Origin of the sequence: Mesorhizobium sp. M0923, from assembly GCF_040319365.1 — a bacterium.
Taxonomy (GTDB): domain Bacteria; phylum Pseudomonadota; class Alphaproteobacteria; order Rhizobiales; family Rhizobiaceae; genus Mesorhizobium.
Genome location: NZ_JAMYNW010000003.1, coordinates 74,660 through 96,182, shown reverse-complemented (window position 1 = coordinate 96,182; position 21,523 = coordinate 74,660). Strand labels below are relative to the sequence as shown.

General features: G+C 61.1%; 24 protein-coding genes and 1 tRNA gene. 14 read left to right on the top strand and 11 right to left on the bottom strand.

Annotated elements, in window-relative coordinates:
* Positions 1–59: 59 nt before the first annotated feature.
* Positions 60–926, bottom strand: coding sequence for an alpha/beta fold hydrolase (locus NKH89_RS06475; protein ID WP_352908516.1), 867 nt, complete (start codon positions 924–926; stop codon positions 60–62).
* Positions 927–1,023: 97 nt separating this feature from the next.
* Here NKH89_RS06475 and NKH89_RS06470 point away from each other — a divergent pair, with 97 nt between their 5' ends.
* The 3 genes from NKH89_RS06470 (at position 1,024) to NKH89_RS06460 (ending at position 2,386) form a co-directional block, all read left to right on the top strand.
* Complete coding sequence (locus NKH89_RS06470; RefSeq protein WP_023720969.1) at positions 1,024–1,548, top strand: winged helix-turn-helix transcriptional regulator; 525 nt, start codon at positions 1,024–1,026, stop codon at positions 1,546–1,548.
* A complete protein-coding gene (locus NKH89_RS06465; RefSeq protein WP_352908573.1) occupies positions 1,514–1,855 on the top strand; it encodes a hypothetical protein in 342 nt (113 codons plus the stop codon). The genes NKH89_RS06470 and NKH89_RS06465 overlap by 35 nt, the downstream gene beginning before the upstream one ends.
* A 99-nt stretch (positions 1,856–1,954) precedes the next feature.
* Positions 1,955–2,386 (top strand): GlcG/HbpS family heme-binding protein, encoded by a 432-nt coding sequence (locus NKH89_RS06460; RefSeq protein WP_352908515.1) that lies wholly within the window; start codon positions 1,955–1,957, stop codon positions 2,384–2,386.
* A gap of 10 nt (positions 2,387–2,396) precedes the next feature.
* On the opposite strand, the gene NKH89_RS06455 is transcribed toward NKH89_RS06460, so the two are convergent.
* The 3 genes from NKH89_RS06455 to NKH89_RS06445 all read right to left on the bottom strand — a co-directional run bounded on the left by NKH89_RS06455 (position 2,397) and on the right by NKH89_RS06445 (position 4,077).
* Positions 2,397–2,798, bottom strand: coding sequence for a hypothetical protein (locus NKH89_RS06455; RefSeq protein WP_023720966.1), 402 nt, complete (start codon positions 2,796–2,798; stop codon positions 2,397–2,399).
* A 198-nt stretch (positions 2,799–2,996) separates the two neighbouring features.
* A complete protein-coding gene (gene rpmF / locus NKH89_RS06450) occupies positions 2,997–3,179 on the bottom strand; it encodes a 50S ribosomal protein L32 (protein WP_006203806.1) in 183 nt (60 codons plus the stop codon).
* Between the two features lie 139 nt (positions 3,180–3,318).
* Positions 3,319–4,077, bottom strand: coding sequence for a transglycosylase domain-containing protein (locus NKH89_RS06445; RefSeq protein ID WP_031194544.1), 759 nt, complete (start codon positions 4,075–4,077; stop codon positions 3,319–3,321).
* 78 nt (positions 4,078–4,155) lie between these two features.
* On the opposite strand from NKH89_RS06445, the gene NKH89_RS06440 reads away from it, so the two are divergent.
* Entirely contained in the window at positions 4,156–5,073 is a 918-nt protein-coding gene (locus tag NKH89_RS06440; RefSeq protein WP_352494184.1) for a polyprenyl synthetase family protein, read from the top strand.
* Between the two features lie 178 nt (positions 5,074–5,251).
* Here the strand turns inward: NKH89_RS06440 and NKH89_RS06435 are convergent, their stop codons facing one another.
* The 3 genes from NKH89_RS06435 to tkt form a co-directional block, all read right to left on the bottom strand.
* Positions 5,252–7,141, bottom strand: a complete 1,890-nt coding sequence (locus NKH89_RS06435; protein WP_023720962.1) for a potassium/proton antiporter — start codon at positions 7,139–7,141, stop codon at positions 5,252–5,254.
* Between the two features lie 218 nt (positions 7,142–7,359).
* Entirely contained in the window at positions 7,360–8,370 is a 1,011-nt protein-coding gene (gene gap, locus NKH89_RS06430) for a type I glyceraldehyde-3-phosphate dehydrogenase (protein ID WP_023720961.1), read from the bottom strand.
* A gap of 158 nt (positions 8,371–8,528) precedes the next feature.
* Entirely contained in the window at positions 8,529–10,520 is a 1,992-nt protein-coding gene (gene tkt, locus NKH89_RS06425) for a transketolase (protein ID WP_352480874.1), read from the bottom strand.
* 260 nt (positions 10,521–10,780) lie between these two features.
* Here tkt and NKH89_RS06420 point away from each other — a divergent pair, with 260 nt between their 5' ends.
* From NKH89_RS06420 to NKH89_RS06405, 4 genes are all read left to right on the top strand, one after another.
* Complete coding sequence (locus NKH89_RS06420) at positions 10,781–11,053, top strand: DUF4164 domain-containing protein (protein WP_006200774.1); 273 nt, start codon at positions 10,781–10,783, stop codon at positions 11,051–11,053.
* Positions 11,054–11,057: 4 nt separating this feature from the next.
* Complete coding sequence (locus NKH89_RS06415; protein WP_023720959.1) at positions 11,058–11,423, top strand: cell division protein ZapA; 366 nt, start codon at positions 11,058–11,060, stop codon at positions 11,421–11,423.
* A gap of 174 nt (positions 11,424–11,597) precedes the next feature.
* Positions 11,598–12,257, top strand: coding sequence for a peroxiredoxin (locus NKH89_RS06410; RefSeq protein WP_023720958.1), 660 nt, complete (start codon positions 11,598–11,600; stop codon positions 12,255–12,257).
* 152 nt (positions 12,258–12,409) lie between these two features.
* The gene (locus tag NKH89_RS06405) at positions 12,410–13,282 is read left to right on the top strand and encodes an MBL fold metallo-hydrolase (protein ID WP_023720957.1); all 873 of its coding nucleotides are present in this window, start codon (positions 12,410–12,412) and stop codon (positions 13,280–13,282) included.
* Positions 13,283–13,453: 171 nt separating this feature from the next.
* Here the strand turns inward: NKH89_RS06405 and NKH89_RS06400 are convergent, their stop codons facing one another.
* From NKH89_RS06400 to NKH89_RS06390, 3 genes are all read right to left on the bottom strand, one after another.
* Positions 13,454–13,969 (bottom strand): hypothetical protein, encoded by a 516-nt coding sequence (locus NKH89_RS06400; RefSeq protein ID WP_036245367.1) that lies wholly within the window; start codon positions 13,967–13,969, stop codon positions 13,454–13,456.
* A gap of 347 nt (positions 13,970–14,316) precedes the next feature.
* A complete protein-coding gene (gene rpoH / locus NKH89_RS06395; protein ID WP_023720954.1) occupies positions 14,317–15,228 on the bottom strand; it encodes an RNA polymerase sigma factor RpoH in 912 nt (303 codons plus the stop codon).
* 187 nt (positions 15,229–15,415) lie between these two features.
* Positions 15,416–16,456 (bottom strand): RluA family pseudouridine synthase, encoded by a 1,041-nt coding sequence (locus NKH89_RS06390; RefSeq protein ID WP_023720953.1) that lies wholly within the window; start codon positions 16,454–16,456, stop codon positions 15,416–15,418.
* A 26-nt stretch (positions 16,457–16,482) separates the two neighbouring features.
* On the opposite strand from NKH89_RS06390, the gene NKH89_RS06385 reads away from it, so the two are divergent.
* The 6 genes from NKH89_RS06385 (at position 16,483) to NKH89_RS06360 (ending at position 19,656) form a co-directional block, all read left to right on the top strand.
* Positions 16,483–16,866 carry a fimbrial protein gene (locus NKH89_RS06385; RefSeq protein WP_352494185.1) on the top strand — a complete coding sequence of 128 codons (384 nt, stop codon included), beginning with the start codon at positions 16,483–16,485 and terminating at the stop codon, positions 16,864–16,866.
* A complete protein-coding gene (locus tag NKH89_RS06380; protein ID WP_352494186.1) occupies positions 16,863–17,270 on the top strand; it encodes a VOC family protein in 408 nt (135 codons plus the stop codon). The genes NKH89_RS06385 and NKH89_RS06380 overlap by 4 nt, the downstream gene beginning before the upstream one ends.
* Before the next feature lie 90 nt (positions 17,271–17,360).
* Positions 17,361–17,435, top strand: a tRNA-Glu gene (locus NKH89_RS06375).
* Between the two features lie 161 nt (positions 17,436–17,596).
* On the top strand, positions 17,597–18,442 hold the full coding sequence (locus NKH89_RS06370; protein ID WP_352588427.1) for a DUF4238 domain-containing protein: 846 nt from the start codon (positions 17,597–17,599) through the stop codon (positions 18,440–18,442).
* A 97-nt stretch (positions 18,443–18,539) separates the two neighbouring features.
* Complete coding sequence (locus NKH89_RS06365) at positions 18,540–18,773, top strand: hypothetical protein (protein ID WP_352494188.1); 234 nt, start codon at positions 18,540–18,542, stop codon at positions 18,771–18,773.
* A gap of 244 nt (positions 18,774–19,017) precedes the next feature.
* A complete protein-coding gene (locus NKH89_RS06360; protein ID WP_352588326.1) occupies positions 19,018–19,656 on the top strand; it encodes a glutathione S-transferase family protein in 639 nt (212 codons plus the stop codon).
* A gap of 694 nt (positions 19,657–20,350) precedes the next feature.
* On the opposite strand, the gene NKH89_RS06355 is transcribed toward NKH89_RS06360, so the two are convergent.
* Positions 20,351–21,418, bottom strand: a complete 1,068-nt coding sequence (locus NKH89_RS06355) for an adenylate/guanylate cyclase domain-containing protein (RefSeq protein WP_023720940.1) — start codon at positions 21,416–21,418, stop codon at positions 20,351–20,353.
* Between the last annotated feature and the right edge of the window lie 105 nt (positions 21,419–21,523).

The window sequence follows — 21,523 nt, the reverse complement described above, 5'->3', positions numbered from 1 at the left end:
GTTGTCGTTCCTTGGGTGGTTCGTCTCGCGGAAATTCGGTGTTGAGGTCAGGCTTGGTACTATTTGGCTTGGCTGTGGGTGACGATGGCATCGATGATCGCGGCCCAGTCGTCGGGATGCAGCTCGTGGCCGCCGCCCTCGATCCGGACCAGCCGTGCGCCGGCGACCGCGTCGGCAAGAGCGGCGCCATGCTCGACTGGAAAGATCGGATCGTCGGTGCCGTGGATAACGAGGAGCGGGATCTTCATCTCGTGCAGCCGCCCCGTCCAGTCCTGGCCGCTCCGATCTTCGCCGCTCCCATCTTCGCCGCTCTTGAGCATGAAATGATTGGTGGCGCTTAGAAAGCCGCCGGACCGGTCGTAATCCTGTTCGACGAAAGCCCGCGTGCGCTGCTCGTCGAATGAGCGTGCGGTGCCGGTGAGCGCATACGCGTCCTTGACGATGAAATCGACCGCCTGGCCACGGTCAGACCAGTCGACCTTCGCGCCTTCGTCCGAATGTTTCCTGTAGGCCTCGGTGGTTCCGGGCAGATGCGACGTATCAATGCCCAAGGGCGAGCTGCTGATCACCGTAAGCGAAGTGACACGCGACGGGTATTTCAACGCAACGAGCTGCGCAATCACGCCGCCCATCGACATGCCGACCACGTGCGCCTTTCGGATTCCCTGGTCGTCAAGGACGCGGATGGCATCGTCCGCCATGTCGTCGAATGTATAAGGCGGCTCGCCCGGCGCGTATTTCGTCGAACGGCCGGTATCGCGATTGTCATAGCGGACCACGAAGCGACCCTCGCCGGCCAGCTTCCGGCAAAACGCTTCCGGCCACCAGAGCATGGAAGCCATGGCGCCCATGATCAACAATACCGCCGGATGTGCCGGATCGCCGAACGTCTGGGATACGATTTCGGGGTGTTCGGCGTTTCTCATGGCTTTCCTCCTCGGGTCGCGAATCTGATTGCAATTTGCAATCGGTTGCACGATATTAAAACCGATACGATAATGCAACCGGTTTTTGGAGATTCGCATGAACATCGATCGCCGGTCCGGATGTCCGATCAATCTGTCGCTCGAAGTGTTCGGCGATCGGTGGAGCCTGATCATCCTTCGCGACATCATCTTCGGCGGCAGACGCCACTTTCGCGAGCTGCTCAATGGCTCGATGGAGGGCATCGCCTCCAACATCCTCGCCGACCGGCTGAAACGGCTGATGGAGCTCAGCATGCTGACCAAGGCGGACGATCCCTCCCACAAGCAGAAGGCGATCTACAGCCTGACCGAAATGGCTATTACGCTGGTGCCGATCCTGGCGCATCTCGGCGCCTGGGGCCGCGTCTGGCTCCCGGTCAGCGAAGAGCTCTCTATCCGTGCCGAGCTTCTGGAAAAAGGCGGCCCGCCGATGTGGGATAAGTTCATGAACGAGTTGCGCCACGAGCATCTAGGTGCGTCTCCCGCCCCATCTGGACCCACCGTGCGCGCGACCTTGCAGGCCGCATACGATGCGGTGATCGCCCGCAATGCGGAGCGAGTCGGGTGCGATCCGGCGCCATGACCAACTTATTTTCCCAATTGCGGGCTGGCTCTGCTATCAAGGGACTGAAGATAATTTACCGGATTGGATAACGCTCTTGGTCGAGAACTCTAAGGACACTGCCCGTGCGCGGGCCGATTTGCGTTTCAAGAAACAGGAAGAGGCAGCCACGGTGCGCCAGAAGGCCATGGCGGAATATGTCGCCGAGAGCGACGCTCGCCAAGCCAAAACCAATAAGCTGCGGGCGCTGCGCCTCGCCAAGGAAGCGGAAGATCTGGCCAATGCGCCTCCGGCGCCGGTGAAGAAGTCCCGCGCCAAGAAGAAATAAGCCGGCGTCCTTGGATCGCATTGCTTCGTTTCGTACGCGGAACAGTTTTCACCGCGATCTGTTCTGCCGGTTGACAACTGGCGCGTTTAGGAGGCGGCCATGACCGCACTGACGCTCGACAAAGCCCTTGAGATCATTGCCGCCGCCTTTGCCAAGGCTGCCGAGCTCAAGCTCAGGCCGCTTGGCGTCTCGGTGCTCGACGCTGGCGCGCATCTGGTCTCGTTCCAGCGTCAGGACGGCGCCTCGTTCCTGCGTCCGCAAATGTCGGCCGGCAAGGCCTATGGCGCGCTCGCTATCGGCATGGGCTCGCGCCGGGTGGAGGCTTTCGCCAAGGAGCGCCCGCATCTGATAGCCGGCGTCTCCGACGTGTCGGGCGGACGCGTCCTGCCGGTCGTCGGCGGCGTGCTGATCCGCGATAAGGCTGGCACGATCATCGGTGCCGTCGGCATTTCCGGCGATACGTCGGACAATGATGAAACGGCAGCCATCGCTGGCATCGAGGCGGCTGGCTTCACCGCCGACCCGGGCTGAGCCAGGATCCTTAATTCATGTTGATGTCGCGGCTGGCCGACCGCATCGACACCGAAAAGCCGGCCAGCACGTCGATCAGTGCTATGACCATCAGTGTGAAAAAGACGGAATGGGCGGCGCCCTTCACCAGCAGGAATTCGACCAGATAGGCCACAAAGACGAAGGTCGACAAAAGGTGGTCCATGATCGAGGCATTTGTCGTTCGCGTCGACTTCACCACTTCGACGAACAAGAAGATCAATGCGATCAGCACGATGAGATCGCCGAGGGTCATCGAGAACACCCCGCCCGACATCATCCGGACCGAAAACATTTCGGTCGCCCACGGGTCGTCGCCGCTACCGAATATTCCCAGAAGCCCGAGATTGTAGAGGATGAAAGGCACGATCAGCAGCGGAATGGCACCGAACATGTGGCGGCTCCGGTTGGACTGATCTTTGTAGAGTGCGCCCGGCGTTCGCCGTCAAGAATTTTCGTGCGGCCCATAAACACGGACAAAGACGGCGTGAAACAACAATGTCAGCCCCGGCCGGTATGATCAGTTGTCGACGAACCCAAAAAGACCGGCCAGTGGCCGGTCTTTTGCAATAATAAACCGTAGAAAGCTCTCTCAGCTTTCCTTCGGCTCCAGCACCTGGCGACCGCGATACATGCCGGTCTTCAGGTCGATATGGTGCGGACGGCGCATCTCGCCGGAGTTCTTGTCCTCGACATAGGTCGGGGCCTTCAGTGCGTCGGCGGAACGGCGCATGCCGCGCTTCGACGGAGAGGTTTTTCGTTTCGGAACGGCCATGGATATGCTCCACTACATGGTCAAAACGCCCCGGCGGCCCTCGTGAAAGGGCCACGTCAGGGGCCGGAATCTGAGAAAGTCGGCTGCCTATACACGCCCGATGGCGTTTTGGCCAGCGTCGCCGTGTTTTTTTTTGACACTATCGCAGGCAACCGACATAGGCGCCGGCGCGGCCCGCGCGCCGTTCGATCAACGCGGCAAGCCGCCTCAGTCCCGGCCCGGGCTTCGCCGGATTGCGCACGATCGGGTTCGGCAAGGTGACGGCAAGCAGCGCTGCCTGTCGGCGCGACAGCTGTTTTGCCGAGACGCCGAAATGATGTTGGGCGGCGGCCTCGATGCCGTAGATGCCCGGTCCCCATTCGGCGATGTTGAGGTAGATCTCCATGATCCGCCGTTTCGACAGCACCGCATCGAAATAGACGGCCAGCGGCAGTTCGACGACCTTACGGACCGAGCCCAGCGGCCGCGACCATAGATAAAGGTTCTTTACCGTCTGCATGGTGATGGTCGAGGCGCCACGCGTCATCTCGCCGGCGAGCGCATCGTCGACGACGCCGCGCAACTCGCCCAGATCTACGCCGCGATGGAAACAGAACTGCCCGTCCTCCGACATGATGACCGAATATGCCAGCACCGGCGCCACATCATCGATAGAAACCCAGCGCCGATCGTAGCCGGAAAACGTCGCGAGGTCCTTCAGCATCAATGTCGACACCGGGTGCACGAATGACGGCAGGTACAGAAAGGTCAGAACCACCGGCATCAGCGCCAGCACGATGGCGACAGCGATGCCGCGCCGGACCCAGCGTTGAAGACCGATGCGGCTGCCGCGTCTCGGTCTCGCCATGTCCAACCCTTCGGTTTCGTGATCGACGATCGGTTCCGCCAAGCCACCCAATCCGCGCTACTCCCTGCCCCGGCATAATGGCGCTTGGCTTCTTGCGCAACGTCTGAGTGTCGGCTACCGCTCCCGACCATGACGAAAGACGACCAAATGGCGTTCGAGGCTGCACTTATTGCCCGGGCAGTTCCGCTCGAGGCGCTGCTGAGGCGGTTGCTCGACGGACGCACGCTTTCAGGCGAGATCGCGCGGCCGGAACGCCTGATGGCCGCGATGCGACATGGCGTTCTGAACGGCGGCAAACGACTGCGCCCCTTCCTGGTCATGGAAAGTTCTGCACTGTTTTCAGCCGACGTCGAGCCGGCGCTGCGCGTCGCGGCAGCGCTCGAATGCGTGCACTGCTATTCGCTCATCCATGACGATCTGCCGGCCATGGACGATGACGATATGCGCCGTGGCCAGCCGACCGTGCACAGGGCTTTCGATGAAGCGACAGCCATTCTTGCCGGCGACGCCTTGTTGACGCTTGCCTTCGACATCCTTGCCGACGAGGCGACAATGCTGCCGGCCGAGCGCAGGGCAGCGCTGGTGCTGGCATTGGCCCGCGCCGCAGGGGCCGGCAGCATGGTCGGCGGCCAGATGCTCGATCTCGAGGCCGAACAAAGCCGGCCGGACGAGGCTGGCATCATTCGGCTTCAGGCGATGAAAACCGGTGCGCTGATCCGCTTTGCCTGCGAAGCGGGCGCCATCGTTGCCGGCGCGCCGTCGGGCGACCGCGAAAGGCTGGCCGAGTTCGGCTCGGCGATCGGGCTTGCCTTTCAGCTTGCCGACGATCTGCTCGACCTGACCGCCGACGCGCATCAGATGGGCAAGGCAACCGGCAAGGATGCCGCGGCCGGCAAGGCGACGCTGGTCGCGCTGCACGGACCGGACTGGGCGCGGGACCAGCTCCATGGCCTCGTCGACCAAGCTCATGCGCTGCTCGAGCCCTATGGCGAACAAGCCGCGCTTCTGAAACAAGCGGCGCAGTTCGTTGCGGCCCGCAACAATTAAGCTGCCCCCTATGGCGCGCCGTACAGCCACGGAGAATTGGCGACTGTTCGGCCAGATGCCCTCGCAGCCGGCCGATCGGGATGATTTCCGGCGATGTCGGACCACATGGACTCGCCACGCCAGTTGCCGAACCATTCTTCAGCCTCGCGGCAGGGCTCCGCGGCTCGGGTCGACGCGGTCAGCCTTCGCCAGTTGTCTTTTCGACCACGGGCTGCGGAACCGGTTCCATTTCGGCCACCGCCTCGACCGCTCGCGCTTCGGCCGGCTTGCGCCGGTTGCGGATGAAGGCGGCGATACGGTCGCGGATTTCGCCGGCGCTGAGGAACACCGGAACGCGTGCCACCGGCGCGGTCGGCTCGAAGGATAGGCCAAGGCCGGTGATCCTGCCCTTGTCGTCGACGTCGCGGACGATCAGCTCGATCGGACCGAGCAGCACGCGGTCGGCATATTCGGCGTGGCCGCCGAGCCGCGCCGTGACCAGATCGCCAATGGTGAGCTTGCGTTCCGCTTCGGTCAGGCCCGGCGCGTAGGCGGTCTCCAGTTCCTCGGCGGAGCGTGACGGATCGACGGCAAAGGCGCCGAAGAAATCCGCATCCTCGGGATCGACCACGGCACGGCTGGCGAACAGCTTGTCGAGCAGGCGCGGATAGCGGTCCGGCACGAAGATGTAGACATGATCGCCAGCCGCCAGCCGGCCCATATCCTGGAAGCGCATCGAGCGTCCGTCTCGCAGCACAAGCGACGGCCGCGCCCAGCGCGGAATGCGTTCGCCCCGCGCCACCGGGCTGCCGGGTGCCACACGGTAGGCAAGAAGCTCATGATGGGCGGAGCCCGGCAGTTCCAATTCGACCTTGTCGAGCGGTCCCAGGCGGGCCGGCACGATAAGGCCGAGGCGGCGCGCCAGCGGCCCGACGGTCCATCCCTGGATGACCAGAGAGACCAGCACGATGATGAAGGCGGTGTTGAAGATGAGGCGGCCGTTCTCAAGACCGCCGAGCAGCGGCGTGATAGCAAGCAGGATCGACACGGCGCCACGCAGGCCAACCCATGAGACAAAGGCGACTTCCGGGCGTGGCAGACGGAACGGCACCAGGCATAGCCAGACGGCGACTGGCCGTGCGACAAATATCAGGAACAGTCCGAGCAGCACCGCCGGCACCAGGATCGCCGGAAATTGCGAAGGCGTCGCGAACAGGCCGAGGATCAGGAACATGATGATCTGCGCCAACCACGACATCCCGTCCTGAAAGCGCTTGAGGATGGTGACAGCCCGGATATCGGAATTGCCGGCGATCAGGCCCGCGAGATAGACCGCCAGGAAGCCGGAGCCGCCGACGGCGCCGGCGGCGGCAAACACCATCAGCGACAGCGTCAGCACGAAGATCGGCAGCAGGCCGTGATCTAGATTGAGGCGATCGACAAGGCGCACGATGGCCATGCCGCCGAGAATACCGATGACCGCACCGAGCCCCATGTTGACAAGGAAACCGACGGCAAGATCGGTAACCAGCACCTTGGCCTCGGGGTGGGTGTTGGCGGCGATGACCTCGACCAGCGTGATGGTCAGGAAGATGGCGATCGGGTCATTGGTGCCGGATTCCACCTCGAGCGTCGAACGCACGCGTTCGCGCAAATTGATCTCGCCGGCGCGCAGCAGGAAGAACACCGCCGCGGCGTCGGTCGAGGCGACGGCGGCACCGAGCAGGAAGGATTCCAGCCATGTCAGGTCGAGCAAATAATAGGCGGCGGCGCCGAACAGGCCAGTGGTCAAAAGGACGCCGAAGGTCGCCAGCGACAGCGCCGGCCCGGCCGCCTGCCGCAAGGCATTGAGCGGCGTGCCAAAGCCGGAATCGAAAAGGATCACCGCCAGCGCCAATGAGCCGGCAAAATAGGCAAATCGGGCATTGTCGAAATGGATTCCGAGACCGTCGGTTCCGGTGGCAAGGCCGATGCAGAGAAACAGCAGCAGGAGGGGGGCGCCGAAACGGAAGGCGATCAGGCTCGAAAACGCGGCGGCAACGACAAGTGCTGCGCCAACGAGCGTCACCAGATAGATACCATGCTCCATTCGTTGGTCGCCCCTAGTCGATATGCTCCGGCATCACGGGAGAGTGGGGCGAAGACATGGCCGCTGCAAGGCAGCAGCGCGGCTTTTCGCCCTACGCTGCCGATAGTCGAATGTTTTGGCACCTCCGAGCAGCGGAGGCTGCCTCGGGGGGGCGTGCTGCAACGAAAAACGCCCGGACTGAGCCGGGCGTTGTCCAAGTCGAGAAGATGGTTCTGCGATCAGGCGATGGTCTTGCCGAAGGCGACAGCGGTGTCGCCCATGCGGTTGGAGAAGCCCCACTCATTGTCGTACCAGGCCAGCACCGAAACGAAATTGCCGTCCATGACCTTCGTCTGGTCGAGCGCCACGATCGAGGAGTGCGGATCGTGGTTGAAGTCGATAGAAACATTGGGATGACGAGTGACGGCAAGGATGTCCTTCAGCTTGCCGTTCGAAGCGGCGATTACCGCGTCGTTGATTTCCTGGACGGTGGTCGACCGCTTGGCGATGAACTTGAAATCGACCAGCGAGACGTTCGGGGTCGGCACGCGGATGGAGATGCCGTCGAGCTTGCCCTTGAGCTCGGGCAGTACCAGGCCGATGGCCTTGGCGGCACCGGTCGAGGTCGGAATCTGCGAAAGCGCGGCGGCGCGGGCGCGGTAGAGGTCCTTGTGCATGGTGTCCAGCGTCGGCTGGTCGCCAGTATAGGAGTGGATCGTCGTCATCATGCCCTTCTCGATGCCGACGGCCTCATTCAGCACGGCCGCCAGCGGCGCCAAGCAGTTGGTGGTGCAGGAGGCGTTCGAGATGACGATGTGGTCCTTGGTCAGCTTGTCGTGATTGATGCCATAGACGACGGTCAGGTCGGCCCCCTCCGCCGGAGCGGAGACGAGAACGCGCTTGGCACCGGCGGTCAGATGGGCGGCGGCCTTGTCGCGGGCGGTGAAGATGCCGGTGCATTCGAGCGCGATGTCGATGCCGAGTTCCTTCCACGGCAGTTGCGTCGGATCCTTGATCGCGGTGACCTTGAATTTTTCCTTGCCGACGATGATCTGATCGCCGTCAACCGTCACCTCATGCGGAAAGCGGCCATGCACGCTGTCGAAGCGCAGCAGATGCGCGTTGGTCTCGACCGGGCCGAGATCGTTGACGGCGACGACGTCGATATCCTTGCGGCCGGATTCGTGGATGGCGCGCAGGATGTTGCGGCCGATGCGGCCGAATCCATTGATGGCAACTCTGACGGTCATTGTTCTCTCCCTGGGAGTTGGGGGCCGAAGATCAAGTCCGCAGCTTCATAACGGCGGACGGGCAAAGAATCCAGCCGCCGAGGCTCGGATTTAAATCGATTAGTGCTCCGCCGGCCGGCAAAACCGCTATGCCAGCCTTTGCGGATCGGGGCTTAATTTCATTTGCCGTGCAGACGGGCTTCCGCCGCCTTCACCGTTGCTTCGGCGGTGATGCCGAAATGCGGATAGAGCTGTTCGATCGTGCCGGAGGCGCCGAAGCCGGTCATACCGATAAAGATGCCTTCGGTGCCGATGAAATAATCCCAGCCCTGACGGATGCCGGCTTCGATGGCAATCTTGAGCGGCGCATTGCCGATCATCCTGCTGCGATAGTCGGCGCTCTGCTTGTCGAACAATTCGAAGCACGGCACCGAGACGACGCGGGTAGCATGGCCGTGCTTTTCCAGCGCCTCGCGCGCGGCCAGGGCGATCTCGACCTCGGAGCCCGAAGCGAAGATTGTCACCGCCGCCTCGCCACTTGCGGCGGCAAGTTCATAGGCGCCGCGGCTGGAGAGGTTTTCCGCAACGAAGTCGTTGCGTACCGTCGGCAGGTTCTGCCGGGTCAGCGCCAAAGTCGAAGGCGTCTTTTCCGATTCAATGGCCAGCTGCCAGCATTCCGCGGTTTCCACCGCGTCGGCCGGGCGGAAGACATTGTGGTTCGGGATGGCGCGAAGTGCTGCCAGATGCTCGACCGGCTGATGGGTCGGGCCGTCTTCGCCAAGGCCGATGGAATCATGGGTCATGACGAAGATCGAGCGGATGCCCATCAACGAGGCAAGCCGCATCGCCGGACGGGCATAATCGGAAAAGCACATGAAGGTGCCGCCATAGGCGACAATGCCGCCATGCAGCGTCAGCCCGTTGAGCGCGGCCGCCATGCCGTGCTCGCGAATGCCGTAGTGGACATAGCGCTGGCCGTAATCGTCGGCAGTGATGTTCTTGGTCTGGCTGGTCTTGGTGTTGTTGGAGCCGGTCAAATCGGCCGAGCCGCCGATGGTTTCGGGCACGGCGCCGTTGATGACCTCCAGCGCCATTTCCGACGATTTGCGGGTGGCGACCTTCGGCTTGTCGGCGGCGAGCTTCTTCTTGTAATCGCCAATGACAGCATCGAAGTTGGCCGGCAGCGTGCCACCGATGCGGCGTTCGAATTCGCCGCGCAATTTGGTGTCGGCCTTGGCAAGGCGGCTTTCCCAGTCGGTGCGCGCCTTGACGCCGGCCCGGCCGGCGGTACGCCATGCGTCGAGGATATCGGCCGGAACCTCGAACGGCGGATAATCCCAGCCGAAGAATTTTCTGGCGCCGGCGATTTCCTCGGCGCCGAGCGGCGAGCCATGCGCCTTGTTGGTACCGGCCTTGGTCGGCGCGCCGAAGCCGATCGTCGTCTTGCAGGCAATCATCGTCGGCTTGTCGGAGTGGCGGGCCGCTTCAATGGCATAGGCGATCGCTTCCGGGTCCTGGCCGTCGATATGGCTGGCGTTCCAGCCGGACGCCTGGAAGCGGGCGACCTGATCGGTGTTGTCGGCCAGCGACACCGGGCCGTCGATGGAGATGTTGTTGTTGTCCCAGAAGACGATCAGCTTGTTCAGCTTCAGATGTCCGGCAAGCGCGATGGCTTCCTGGGACACGCCTTCCATCAGGCAGCCGTCACCGGCCAGCACATAGGTGTAGTGGTCGACGAGATCGTTGCCGAAAGCGGCATTCATGATGCGCTCGCCGAGCGCGAAACCGACCGAATTGGCAAGGCCCTGGCCGAGTGGGCCCGTCGTCGTCTCGATGCCGGCGGCATGGCCGTATTCCGGGTGGCCCGCGGTCCTCGACCCCAATTGGCGGAACTGCTTGATCTGGTCGATGGTGATGTCTTCGTAGCCGGTCAGATAGAGCAGCGAGTAAAGCAGCATCGAGCCGTGGCCGGCCGACAGGATAAAGCGGTCGCGATCCGGCCAATGCGGGTTCTTCGGATCGTATTTGAGAAAGCGGGTGAACAGCACGGTGGCGATGTCGGCACAGCCCATGGGCAGCCCGGGGTGGCCGGAGTTTGCCTTCTCGACGGCGTCCATGGCGAGAAAACGGATCGCATTGGCCATCCGGTCATGTTGTTCGCGCGAGGTCATGCTTCCTCCAAAATGGGGGTTTGGGCCTTGGGAAAGCCCTTGAAAAGGGTGCGCGACACATAGCAGGCGCGGCCTTTTAGTCAACAAATCGGTGTGCTTTTGCCGGTCTTGTGATGGCCATGCACCACTTACATTAGCGTTAGCAGGGGACAGTCGCGATCGCTTTATTGACGTGCGGTTCACACGGCGCGTAATGTTTCAGGGATAACGCGTTCTGAACGTGGATGATTCGGTGATGGGCAGGGCGCAGGACGAAAGCCATGACCGGGGAAACGACCCTCAAGGAAGTCATTGCCAGGCTGGGTAAGGCCATCGAAGGGCTGGAAAACGCCGTCGCGGCCAAGCTCGAGCACGAGCGGGACTATTCGGAAGCCGAGGCCGAAGTGCAGCGGATGAACGCCGACCGCTCGCGGCTGGCGCAGGAACTCGACAATTCCGAGGCCCGCGCCGAACGGCTGGAAGATGCCAACAAGGAAGTGTCGCGAAGGCTGGTGACAGCCATGGAGACCATCCGCGCGGTACTGGACAGGTAGGCCAATGGCACAAGTCACGGTTTCCATCGACGGCAAGCAGTATCGGATGGCCTGCGACGAGGGCCAGGAAGAGCATCTGATCGATCTTGCCGAGCGCTTCGACCGCTATGTCTCGCATCTGAAGGATTCTTTTGGCGAGATCGGCGACCAGAGGCTGACCGTGATGGCCGGCATCATGGTCATGGACGAGCTTTCAGAACTGCAAAAGCGGGTCAAGGGCATGGAAAGCGAAGTGCTGACGCTGCGCAAGACGCGCGACGACGCACTGACCAAGGCCGACAAGAACGATTCCGTGCTGACCGGGGCGCTCGGCGCGTTGGCCCAGCGCATGGAAGACCTGACGACGACGTTAGCAGTGAGCAAGGCCTGAGCCAGCGCAGCGAAAATTCCTGCTGCATTTGCCGAGAAGCAATGAAAATATTTCGCCGCCGGCCTCGATGCCGGCGCAACAGCCGTTTGAAGGATGACGCCGGAGTGGTAGAAAGGCAAAAGCAGCGCCGGTCAACGCCGGCTGCGATCTGCACTCACAAGGTAGGGACATGTCATGAGCCTCCGCATCAACGATATCGCGCCGGACTTCACCGCTGAGACCACGCAAGGACCGATCAGCTTCCATGAATGGATCGGCGACGGCTGGGCGGTATTGTTCAGCCATCCGAAGAACTTTACGCCGGTTTGCACAACCGAACTCGGCACGATGGCCGGGCTCGAAGGCGAGTTCAGGAAGCGCAACGTTAAGATCATCGGCATCTCGGTCGATCCCGTCGAAAGCCATGGAAAGTGGCAGAACGACATCAAGACGGCGACCGGCCATTCGGTGAACTACCCGCTGATCGGCGACAAGGATCTCAAGGTCGCCAAGCTTTACGAGATGCTGCCGGCGGGTGCCGGCGAGAGCTCGGAGGGCCGCACGCCCGCCGACAATGCCACGGTGCGTTCGGTCTACGTCATCGGGCCCGACAAGAAGATCAAGCTGGTCCTCACCTATCCGATGACGACGGGCCGCAACTTCGACGAAATCCTGCGCGCCATCGATTCCATGCAACTGACCGCCAAGCACCAGGTGGCGACGCCGGCGAACTGGAAGCAGGGCGAGGACGTCATCATCACCGCTGCTGTCTCGAATGAGGATGCCATCAAGCGCTTCGGCGCCTACGAGACAATCCTGCCATATCTCAGGAAAACCAAGCAGCCTTCCGCCTGAGCAGGCAGAGGCGGCACGGAGAAATTTTTGGTTTTCCTAGCCGTGTGAGCACGGGGTGCTTGACGACGCCTGGTTGACGGACAACCATGCCTTTCATTTGCCGTGGCTGAGAAAATCATTCCTGCCACGGTGAGAGATCAAGGGGGCTGGGATTGGACGCATTATCGGCTAGGTCGCAGGTCACCGGCTTCTATGACAAGCCGAGCGGGTCCGTCCAGTATGTGGTCGCCGACATGGCGACCCGCAAATGCGCCATCATCGATCCGGTGCTCGACTTCGACGAAAGGTCCGGTGCAACGGCAACGAAAAACGCCGACGCCCTGCTCGACTTCGTCAGGGAAAGCGGGCTGGAGGTCGAGTGGATCCTCGACACGCATCCGCATGCCGACCATTTGTCCGCCGTCCATTATCTGAGGGGGAGAACCGGAGCGCCGACGGCAATCGGCGAGAGGATCATCGACGTCCAGAAATTGTGGAAGGTGATCTACAACTGGCCGGAATTCCCCGCCGACGGTTCGCAATGGGACAGGCTGTTCGCCGACGGCGCGACTTTTTCGGTCGGCGGCCTTCCGGCAAGAGTGCTGTTTTCGCCGGGCCACACCCTGGCCTCGATTACTTACGTCATCGGCGACGCCGCCTTCATCCACGACACGCTGTTCATGCCGGACAGCGGCACCGCAAGGGCAGACTTTCCCGGCGGCAGCGCCGAGCGGCTCTGGCGTTCGATCGAGGACATCCTGGCACTGCCGGACGAGACACGTCTGTTCGTCGGTCACGACTACCAGCCGGGTGACCGCGAAGCGCGCTGGGAAAGCACGGTCGCGGAACAGAAAGGCGGCAACATCCATGTTGCCGGCTGCAAGACGGAAGCCGACTTCGTCGCGCTCCGCCAAGCCCGCGACAGGACGTTGCCGATGCCGCGGCTGATCCTGCACGCGCTGCAGGTCAATATGAATGGCGGACGCCTGCCGGAACCGGAATCCAACGGGCGGCGCTATCTGAAATTTCCGCTCGATTGCCTGTGAGGAGATGGGTCGTTGGCACTACAATGCCATTCAAACTCTGCGATGGTCATCCAAGTTATTGATCCAGATTCGATTTTTGCGATGTTTGAATCCGAGAGGTCCATGCGGGAAGACGGTGGCGGCAGCCGGATGAGGAGCGGCGCAGACGCCAGCTAAGTGTTTAGTCCAGCGTCAGGGTTTTGTTCGGCGGGCTAAATGTTCATACGTGATTTGCCAAGGATCGCTCTCGGAAGATCTTTCCTCGCCGATCCAATGGAAGCTGTTGGCAGTGATCTCAGTGAAACGCCATCGAGTTTTCAGACCGCGCGAGTCATTGCCGAGCTGGACAATGTCCTTACCCTCGGCCCGGCCGATCTGGCGCGAGTGATCCCGGTTGAGCGGGTCGTTCCATATGATATGCCAGCCATCGATCCCAGGGTCGAAGATGCGCAAGGTTGTGCCATACATCGCGGACGGAGCAGGGCGCTTGGGCCTGATCCAAACGTCCTGAACCGCGCGGCCTTCGAGCACCCAGCCAAAATGGCATTCTCCATTCCATTTCTGGATTGTCCCGTCATCGAGGTAGTGGACCGTGTCCATTTCCCAGCTTCCAATTAGCCATCCATACAGGTCCATGTCTTTCGCTCGGTCGGCTGGGGGACCTTCGGATCCGAGAGCGGTCAGAAACGGAGAAATCGTCATCGTCATACTGCCTTTCGTTTCCGAACAGACGAGTTCAACTGCCCGGCGCGGCCCGGCGGCCCGTTGTCGCCCGCCTGCCGCAAGCGCCGCCTTGTGGAATTTTGCAACGGAAGCCCGTGTCGGCGCCGGAACATTGCCGCCACAGCTTGCAGCGTTGCGGTTTCCAGGGCTTGGGGAAAATTGCGGTAATGCCGCTATCGATGAGATCGTCTGCGGACACGATGGCGAGGCTACTGAGCAGTTTGTGGCAGTGGATCGGACATCCGCGAAGGCGCCGCGGAACTGGCAACCCTCTAAAATACAGGCGGCGCCAGTTACGTGGCGCCGCCGTTATTTGTTTCTATCGGGAGGCTTTACGCCGCCGGCTGCGCCTCGATGGTGCGAAGCGCCTGCATCTGGCGCTTGGCCGCGGCCTTGACCGCGTCCTGCACCTTCTCGAATGCGCGCACCTCGATCTGGCGCACGCGCTCGCGGCTGATATCGAACTCGGCCGACAGCTCTTCCAGCGTCAACGGCTCATCGGCGAGGCGGCGCGCCTCGAAGATGCGGCGTTCGCGGTCGTTGAGCACGGCAAGAGCGCCCGACAGCATGCCGCGCCGGTTTTCCAGCTCGTCCTGCTCGATCAGCATCTCTTCCTGGCTTTCGTGGTCGTCGACCAGCCAGTCCTGCCATTCGCCGGATTCGCCTTCGCTTGCCCGGATGGGCGCATTGAGCGAGGCGTCGCCCGACAGACGACGGTTCATCGACACGACTTCCGCTTCCGAGACGTTCAGCCGGGTGGCGATCTCGGTGATCTGGTCGGGCTTCAAATCGCCTTCGTCGAGCGCCTGGATCTTGCCCTTCACCTTGCGCAGGTTGAAGAACAGGCGCTTCTGGTTGGCGGTGGTGCCCATCTTAACCAGGCTCCACGAGCGCAGGATGTATTCCTGGATCGAGGCCTTGATCCACCACATCGCATAGGTGGCGAGACGGAAGCCGCGCTCCGGTTCGAATTTCTTGACGGCCTGCATCAGGCCGACATTGCCTTCCGAGATCACCTCGCCGATCGGCAGGCCGTAGCCGCGATAGCCCATGGCGATCTTGGCGACGAGCCGAAGGTGGCTGGTGACGAGCTTGTGCGCAGCCGTGGTGTCCTCATGCTCGGCGTAGCGCTTGGCGAGCATGTACTCTTCCTGCGGCTGAAGCATCGGAAAACGGCGGATTTCTTCCAGGTAGCGGCTGAGGCCGCCTTCGCCGGAAACGATACTGGGTAGTGACTGGGCCATTATAGCGCCCCCTCTCTATTGGAGTGATGCCCCCGAAACGCGGCAGGCATGTGGCGCGAATGCCAAAGGCACATTCGCGCCAACCGACATATATAGGAACAAAACCAGAAAGACAGGCATTTGTTCAACACGAAACAGTGTGTCACGCTGAAGTGAACAACGCCGGTCAGGTTTTCAGGTGGTTGGTTCAAAGCTTGCGGAAGCCGTCGACGAGGTTCTCCATGTCCCACGGTATCGGTGCTTCGAACCTCATCGTTAAATGGGTATCCGGATGCCGAAATGCAAGGAGGCGGGCGTGCAACGCTTGTCGCGGAAATGCTTTCACTTTGCTGGTTAGCGGCGCAGGCAACCGGTTGGCCTTGGTGCGGAAAGCCTGGCCGTATTCGGGGTCGCCAATCACCGGATGGCCGATATGGGCCATGTGGACGCGTATCTGGTGGGTGCGACCGGTTTCCAGCCGGCATTCGACCAGGCTCGCCGTGGCGAATTCCTGCTGCTGCTCGCCAAAGCGCTCAATGACGGTGAAATGCGTTATGGCGTGGCGGGCATCGTCGCGGCCTTGCGGCACCACGGCGCGGCGTACCCGGTCGGCGGCGCGGCCGAGCGGCGCGTCGACCATCCCCGTCGGCCTTGCCGGTATGCCCCAGACCAACGCCAGATAGGCGCGCTCGAGATCGCCGGTCAGGCCGTGGTCGGCAAAGGCCTCCGACAACGCCTTGTGGGCGCGATCGGTCTTGGCGACGACCATGACGCCACTGGTCTCCTTGTCGAGGCGATGGACGATGCCCGGCCGTCTCACCCCGCCGATGCCCGACAGGCTGTTGCCGCAATGATGGATCAGCGCGTTGACCAGCGTGCCGGTCCAGTTGCCGGCGCCGGGATGCACGACCAACCCGGCCGGCTTGTTGATGACGATCAGCTCGCTGTCCTCGTAGAGGACATCCAGCGCAATATCTTCGCCTTGCGGCTCCGCCGGTTCCGGCTCCGGCATGTCGACCGACACGCTGTCACCTTGTGCCATCTTGCGCTTCGTCTCGCTGGCTGGCCTGCCGCCGATCCTGACCGCGCCCTGCTTTATCAGCATCTGCACCCGGCTGCGCGACATGTCGGGGCCGAGCCTGGCCGCCAGCCATTGGTCGAGCCGTTGGCCGGCCGCATCGGCGCCGGCCTCCAGCACGATCTGTCTGGCCCCTATTAATTGTCTGACCTCTTCGTTATGAGCGCTCATCGAAAACAGTTCCGGAATCTGCTGCCATGGCCCAGCCGCTTGCCGACGAAGACGAGGAAAAGCCGCTCGACCCCGAGGTCGAAAAGGTGCGGAGGAAGCTCGTCCGCTTCGTCGCCATCAATCTCGGCCTGCTGTTCCTCGCCCTTATGGTGGTGATCGCGGCGCTTGTCTACAAAGCGCGCAATGCACCGCCTGCCGCCCCGCCGTTGACGAGCGACATCCAGGTGTCGGCAGGCGAGCCGGTCAGTGGCGACATCGTGCTGCCGGTCGGCGCCAGGGTGGTCAGCCAATCGCTCTCGGGCAATCGCCTGTCGATCGACGCCGAGTTGGCCGACGGCAGCCGCGCCATTTTCGTCTACGACACCACTGAGCGCCGCATCGTCGGCCGCTTTTCGATCAGGAACAAATGACCGGTTTTGCCGAACACCGCAGCATTGCCACGGTCGCGCTCGTCGTCGCAAATTATGACGAGGCGATCTCCTGGTATGTCGACCGGCTGGGTTTTGTCCTCACCGAAGATGTCGATCTCGGCGGCGGCAAACGCTGGGTCACGATCACGCCGGGCAACGGGCAGGGCGCGCGGCTGCTTCTCGCCGAGGCATCCGGCGATGCGCAAAGGCACGCCGTCGGCAACCAGACCGGCGGGCGGGTTTTTTTGTTCCTCGAAACCGACGAGTTTGCCCGTGACTATGCGCTGATGTTCCAAAAGGGCGTCGAGTTCCGCGAGGCGCCGCGCCATGAAGCCTATGGCACGGTCGCGGTTTTCGCCGATCTCCATGGAAATCTCTGGGACCTGATCGAGCCAAAACGCTAGGCTTGCAGCGGATATTTCACCGGCGCGACAGGCAGCCTTAAGCCTAGTTGCTTTTTCCCAGCCGTCAGCCTATATCGCCGGTTCTTGAACGCGCCCATCGTCTAGCGGTCAGGACACCGCCCTCTCACGGCGGGAACAGGGGTTCGATTCCCCTTGGGCGTACCAATCGTTTCAACTACTTAGCGGGCCGGCAGGTAAAACCGTCAAATAACGGTCAAATAAGCCATTCGTAGGATCCATTTTTGAGGTGCCTAGAGCGCCGTGAGCCGCGCCGCTTGGCAAGCAGTTGAGCAAAACCGTTGAGCAAGGATGGGGACCATCACTATGTGCCGCAGTTTCACCTCCGGCGGTGGGCCGACACTGCTGGCTATGTGACACAATGGGGCAGAATCAAGCACAATGGAAAACTGACTAGAAAGGGGGTAGCTCCTGCTGCCACCGGATACGTCCCAGGTCTTTACGCTTTGGAGCACGTCCCCGCGGACAAGGTCCACCTTGTGGAAGAACGGGTTTTCGGTTTCGTAGACGACAAAGCAGCACCCATCCTCGAGAAGATGGTCGTTCGAGGGGCAAAATCGCTCTCCATTGAAGAACGATACTGGTGGGCGATCTATCTGAACGCGGCGCTGCTGCGTGTCCCTCATGTTGTCGCGTCGATATCAAAGCGCATTGAAGAGATGCAGCAAAAAATACTTTCGGAACCCGATGCAGACTTCGACGCTGCAAAAGGGTCCGCACCCGAACGAAACCTACTCGAATGGGCTCAGAATCACGCACCTAGTGCATTGGCCAATTCTGGCATGGAAACCTTGTCCAAGATGATCGGCGAGAGCCGGCCAATTGAGCGCCTGCTTTCCTTCTGGTGGACAGTACGCGACGTCAGCAATTCAAGTCGGCCTCTCATGCTCGGCGACGACCCACTTGAACGCATTGGAGACCTCTACCGTCCGAAATGTCTCATAAATCTCCCCATCTCCCCTGGTCACGCCTTTTTCGCAACAAACGCGCGGTCAATCGCAGAAAACATCGCTAAGATGCCCGATAGGCGCGTGGTAGACGCCACGAACATCTCCACCATCTCCACAGCGAAGAAATTTGTGTATGGCGACGCAGAGCCCAGCTTCGTCGATCGTTACCTAACAAGAACGGAGTCGTCCTCACACTTGGTCTAACTCCCTTCGCGGGGAGGCGGCAAACCGTTGAGGGGCGCTTGCGCGCCCGGCAGAGCTGCGTCACTTTCAGCCGAAAGGCAGCGAGGAAGGAGACCCGATGGCCGCAACGAAAGACCAGTGGAAGGCTTTCCGCGAAGAACTTAGCCAGCAGCTCGAAGAGGAGCGCCGGTTCATCACCAATGCCGAAGCAGGGAAAACGGGCATTTGGACTGTTCAGCCAGGCAAGGGAAAAGTCGATACCACGGCTGCTCATGTTGAGATATCGAGGCGCGCAGTCCAGGCTCTTGAGGGGGTAATTGCCAAGATCGATCAGGACCATCTGGCAGAATAACTCTTGCGGTCGAATTAGGAATATGGTCCTCATTTGCGCCGGTGCGGCGATCCACTTAACGGAGATCGCAAAATGGCCAGAACCAAACCATCCAAGCAACTTGCACAGGCCGAGATCGACCGCTTCATGGCGGCTGCGGAAGAGCTTGAGGCCGTAGCGTTGGAAGTACGCTAAACAACAGCAAGACGTCGTTGGCAACTTAGTACAGATTGAAACAGGTAAGATGCGGTTTTCGGAGGAATTGATGCATTACACACTTCATGCTGCGCCAGGCTCTTGCTCTTTTGCACCTCACATCGTCATGGAGGAGATTGGAAGGCCCTATTCGCTGGCGTTGATGTCGCCAGGTCATCCCGAAGCCAAGACCGACGAATTTCACCGCTTAAACCCGAAAGGGCGAATCCCTGTTCTCATTGCCGACAATTTCACTCTCACTGAAGCGCCGGCAATCTTATTTCACCTGGGCCTGACGAATCCAGACGCGCGGCTCCTGGGAGCGAATGCAGAAAACATCATCCGTTCCATCGAATGGTTTAACTGGCTATCGAGTGCGGTTCACGCGGTCGCCGTCCGAATGATCTGGCGCGCCGACTTTTTCTTACCGGATCAATCGATGTACGAGCCCTTGGTTCATAAAGGAAAGGAGCACTTGGCTTCCGCGTTTGCGCTTATAGAATCCAAGTTGACGGATCGAGATTGGGCCGTAGGAGAGTCCTATTCAATAGTTGATCCGTATTTGCTCGTATTCTACAGGTGGGGAAATCGCATGGCCGTAGACATGCGAAATACCTACCCCGCTTGGACCTCTCATGCACGTCGGTTGGAGGAGCGAGCGGCTGTGCAACGAGCCTTAACGCAAGAGGGAATATCCCTCTGGGAGTAGCTGTCGCGTTGCCGAATCCAAAAATTCGCAAGACCATCGATCCTACGCGGTCGTACTTAAATGTCTGGTAGCGTTGTTTAGCGGGAAACCAACGCTACGGCCTCAGCTTCACAAGAGCATTGTCCGGCCGCTGCTATCGCCTACCTGCGACCATTATCGGGCGCTTCGAGCGGTCCATGAACCCTGTTGAAATCGGTGAAGGACATTACCGGCAAGGATGCAGCTTTCATCCGATGGCACGGCTCGGGGCCAGCGATAGCGGCAGCGGGGAAGCGCCTCATTGCCACCTTAACGCCACCCATGTTGTTCTCCTTCCCTAAAATATAGCTCAAGTATCCCGGCCCCGAAACGGGGGCGACATATGTGAGTATTGGGTCCTCAGGAAACAAGATGGCGTCGTCCGTGTCGACTATCCGTTCCGTGACGCTGCCCGCCGCATGTCCGATGCCTGATTGGCGAGGATTCGGGCTTCCGTCCGTTTGAAGCTGTCCGGCTGATTTGACTCAGCGCACTATCCACGGCCCCGGCGACGCGATCGGCAAGCATGCCGACGGCATGGCTGGGCTCTAAACGCGCCATACTCCAGTTGCAGTATCGTAGCTTCTTTGCCGTTCGAATTTCTCTCAGTCATGGCTTCGCACGATACCAAGATATGCTGCGAACGACACATCCACGGCGGGCTCAACCATTCGATCTATTCCGGCAAGCCGAAAAGTGTTTGCGCGCCTGCTATTCCTCCGAGCGGATGACTGCCCATGGCGATCATCGGCTCGGTAGTTTCTGCCTCGAACACTGTCGACGCGAGCACCGTCCGTCCCAACGGCTTGCACAGCCCTTCGATGCGGCTGACAAGATTTACAGCCTTGCCGATCGCGGTGAAGTCCAACCTGCCGGCAGTGCCGATGTTCCCCCAGAGTATCTCGCCGACATGCAGGCCAATGCCATATCCGAGCTCAGGGCCGCCATTGCGGCGCCGAGTTTGGTTGAGATGATCTATCCCGGCGCGCGTGGCCTTCACGGCGCGTACCGCAGCGTCACATGCGGCATTTGCATCGCGCTCGCCAATCGGGAAAATCGCGAGGACGCCATCACCTATAAACTTGAGAACCTCACCACCAAATGCGTGCACCGCGCCCGCGACGCAATCGAACCAGGCATCAAGTACCAATACGATCTCGTCTGCATCATGAACCTCGGATAGATCGGTGAAACCTCGAAGGTCCGCGCACAGAAGCGCAGCCCGTATCGTCTCTCCCTTTACTCGACGAGAATGACCGTTGAGCACATGTGCTGCACTGCGCTTTCCCAAATATGCTTCGAGCAATGCGCGTTTCGCGGACCGTTCTGCGAGTGCGGTCATCGGAGCCGCAGCAAACCGGGAGATTTGCCGCAGCAGCTCTGACTGCGCCTCATCCGGAGTATGATCGAACGCCCACACCAAAGTCGGTGCGACACCGCCCGCTCGCTCGTCGAACACCATCGCCCGCGTCGTGCCAAGCCACTCCCGCAGCACGAGCCGGGGATCGGCATTCTGGCGGTCGGCGCCTATGCCCAAAGCCTCGACCACTTCATTCCCAGGCGCTCGCCAGAGCCAGATGCGGCGTGAAATGATCGGGTCGGGAGCATCCTGCGCCAGCGCGCCGGCAATGATCGGCAGGCCGTCTTCCATCAAATGCGTTGAGAGCTGCAATAGAAGTCGCCCACCGTCGCCAATATGCGCGGCGTCGTCCAGAAGGAATGAAAGCGAGTTTGCGAGAAGCATCGGCAGAAGGTCACTCGGCACAGGCTTATGCTTACGCCTCGAACATCTTCTTGCAACTCCCCACATTCGCTTCAATCATGCACGGTATTCGATGCGGATGTGACC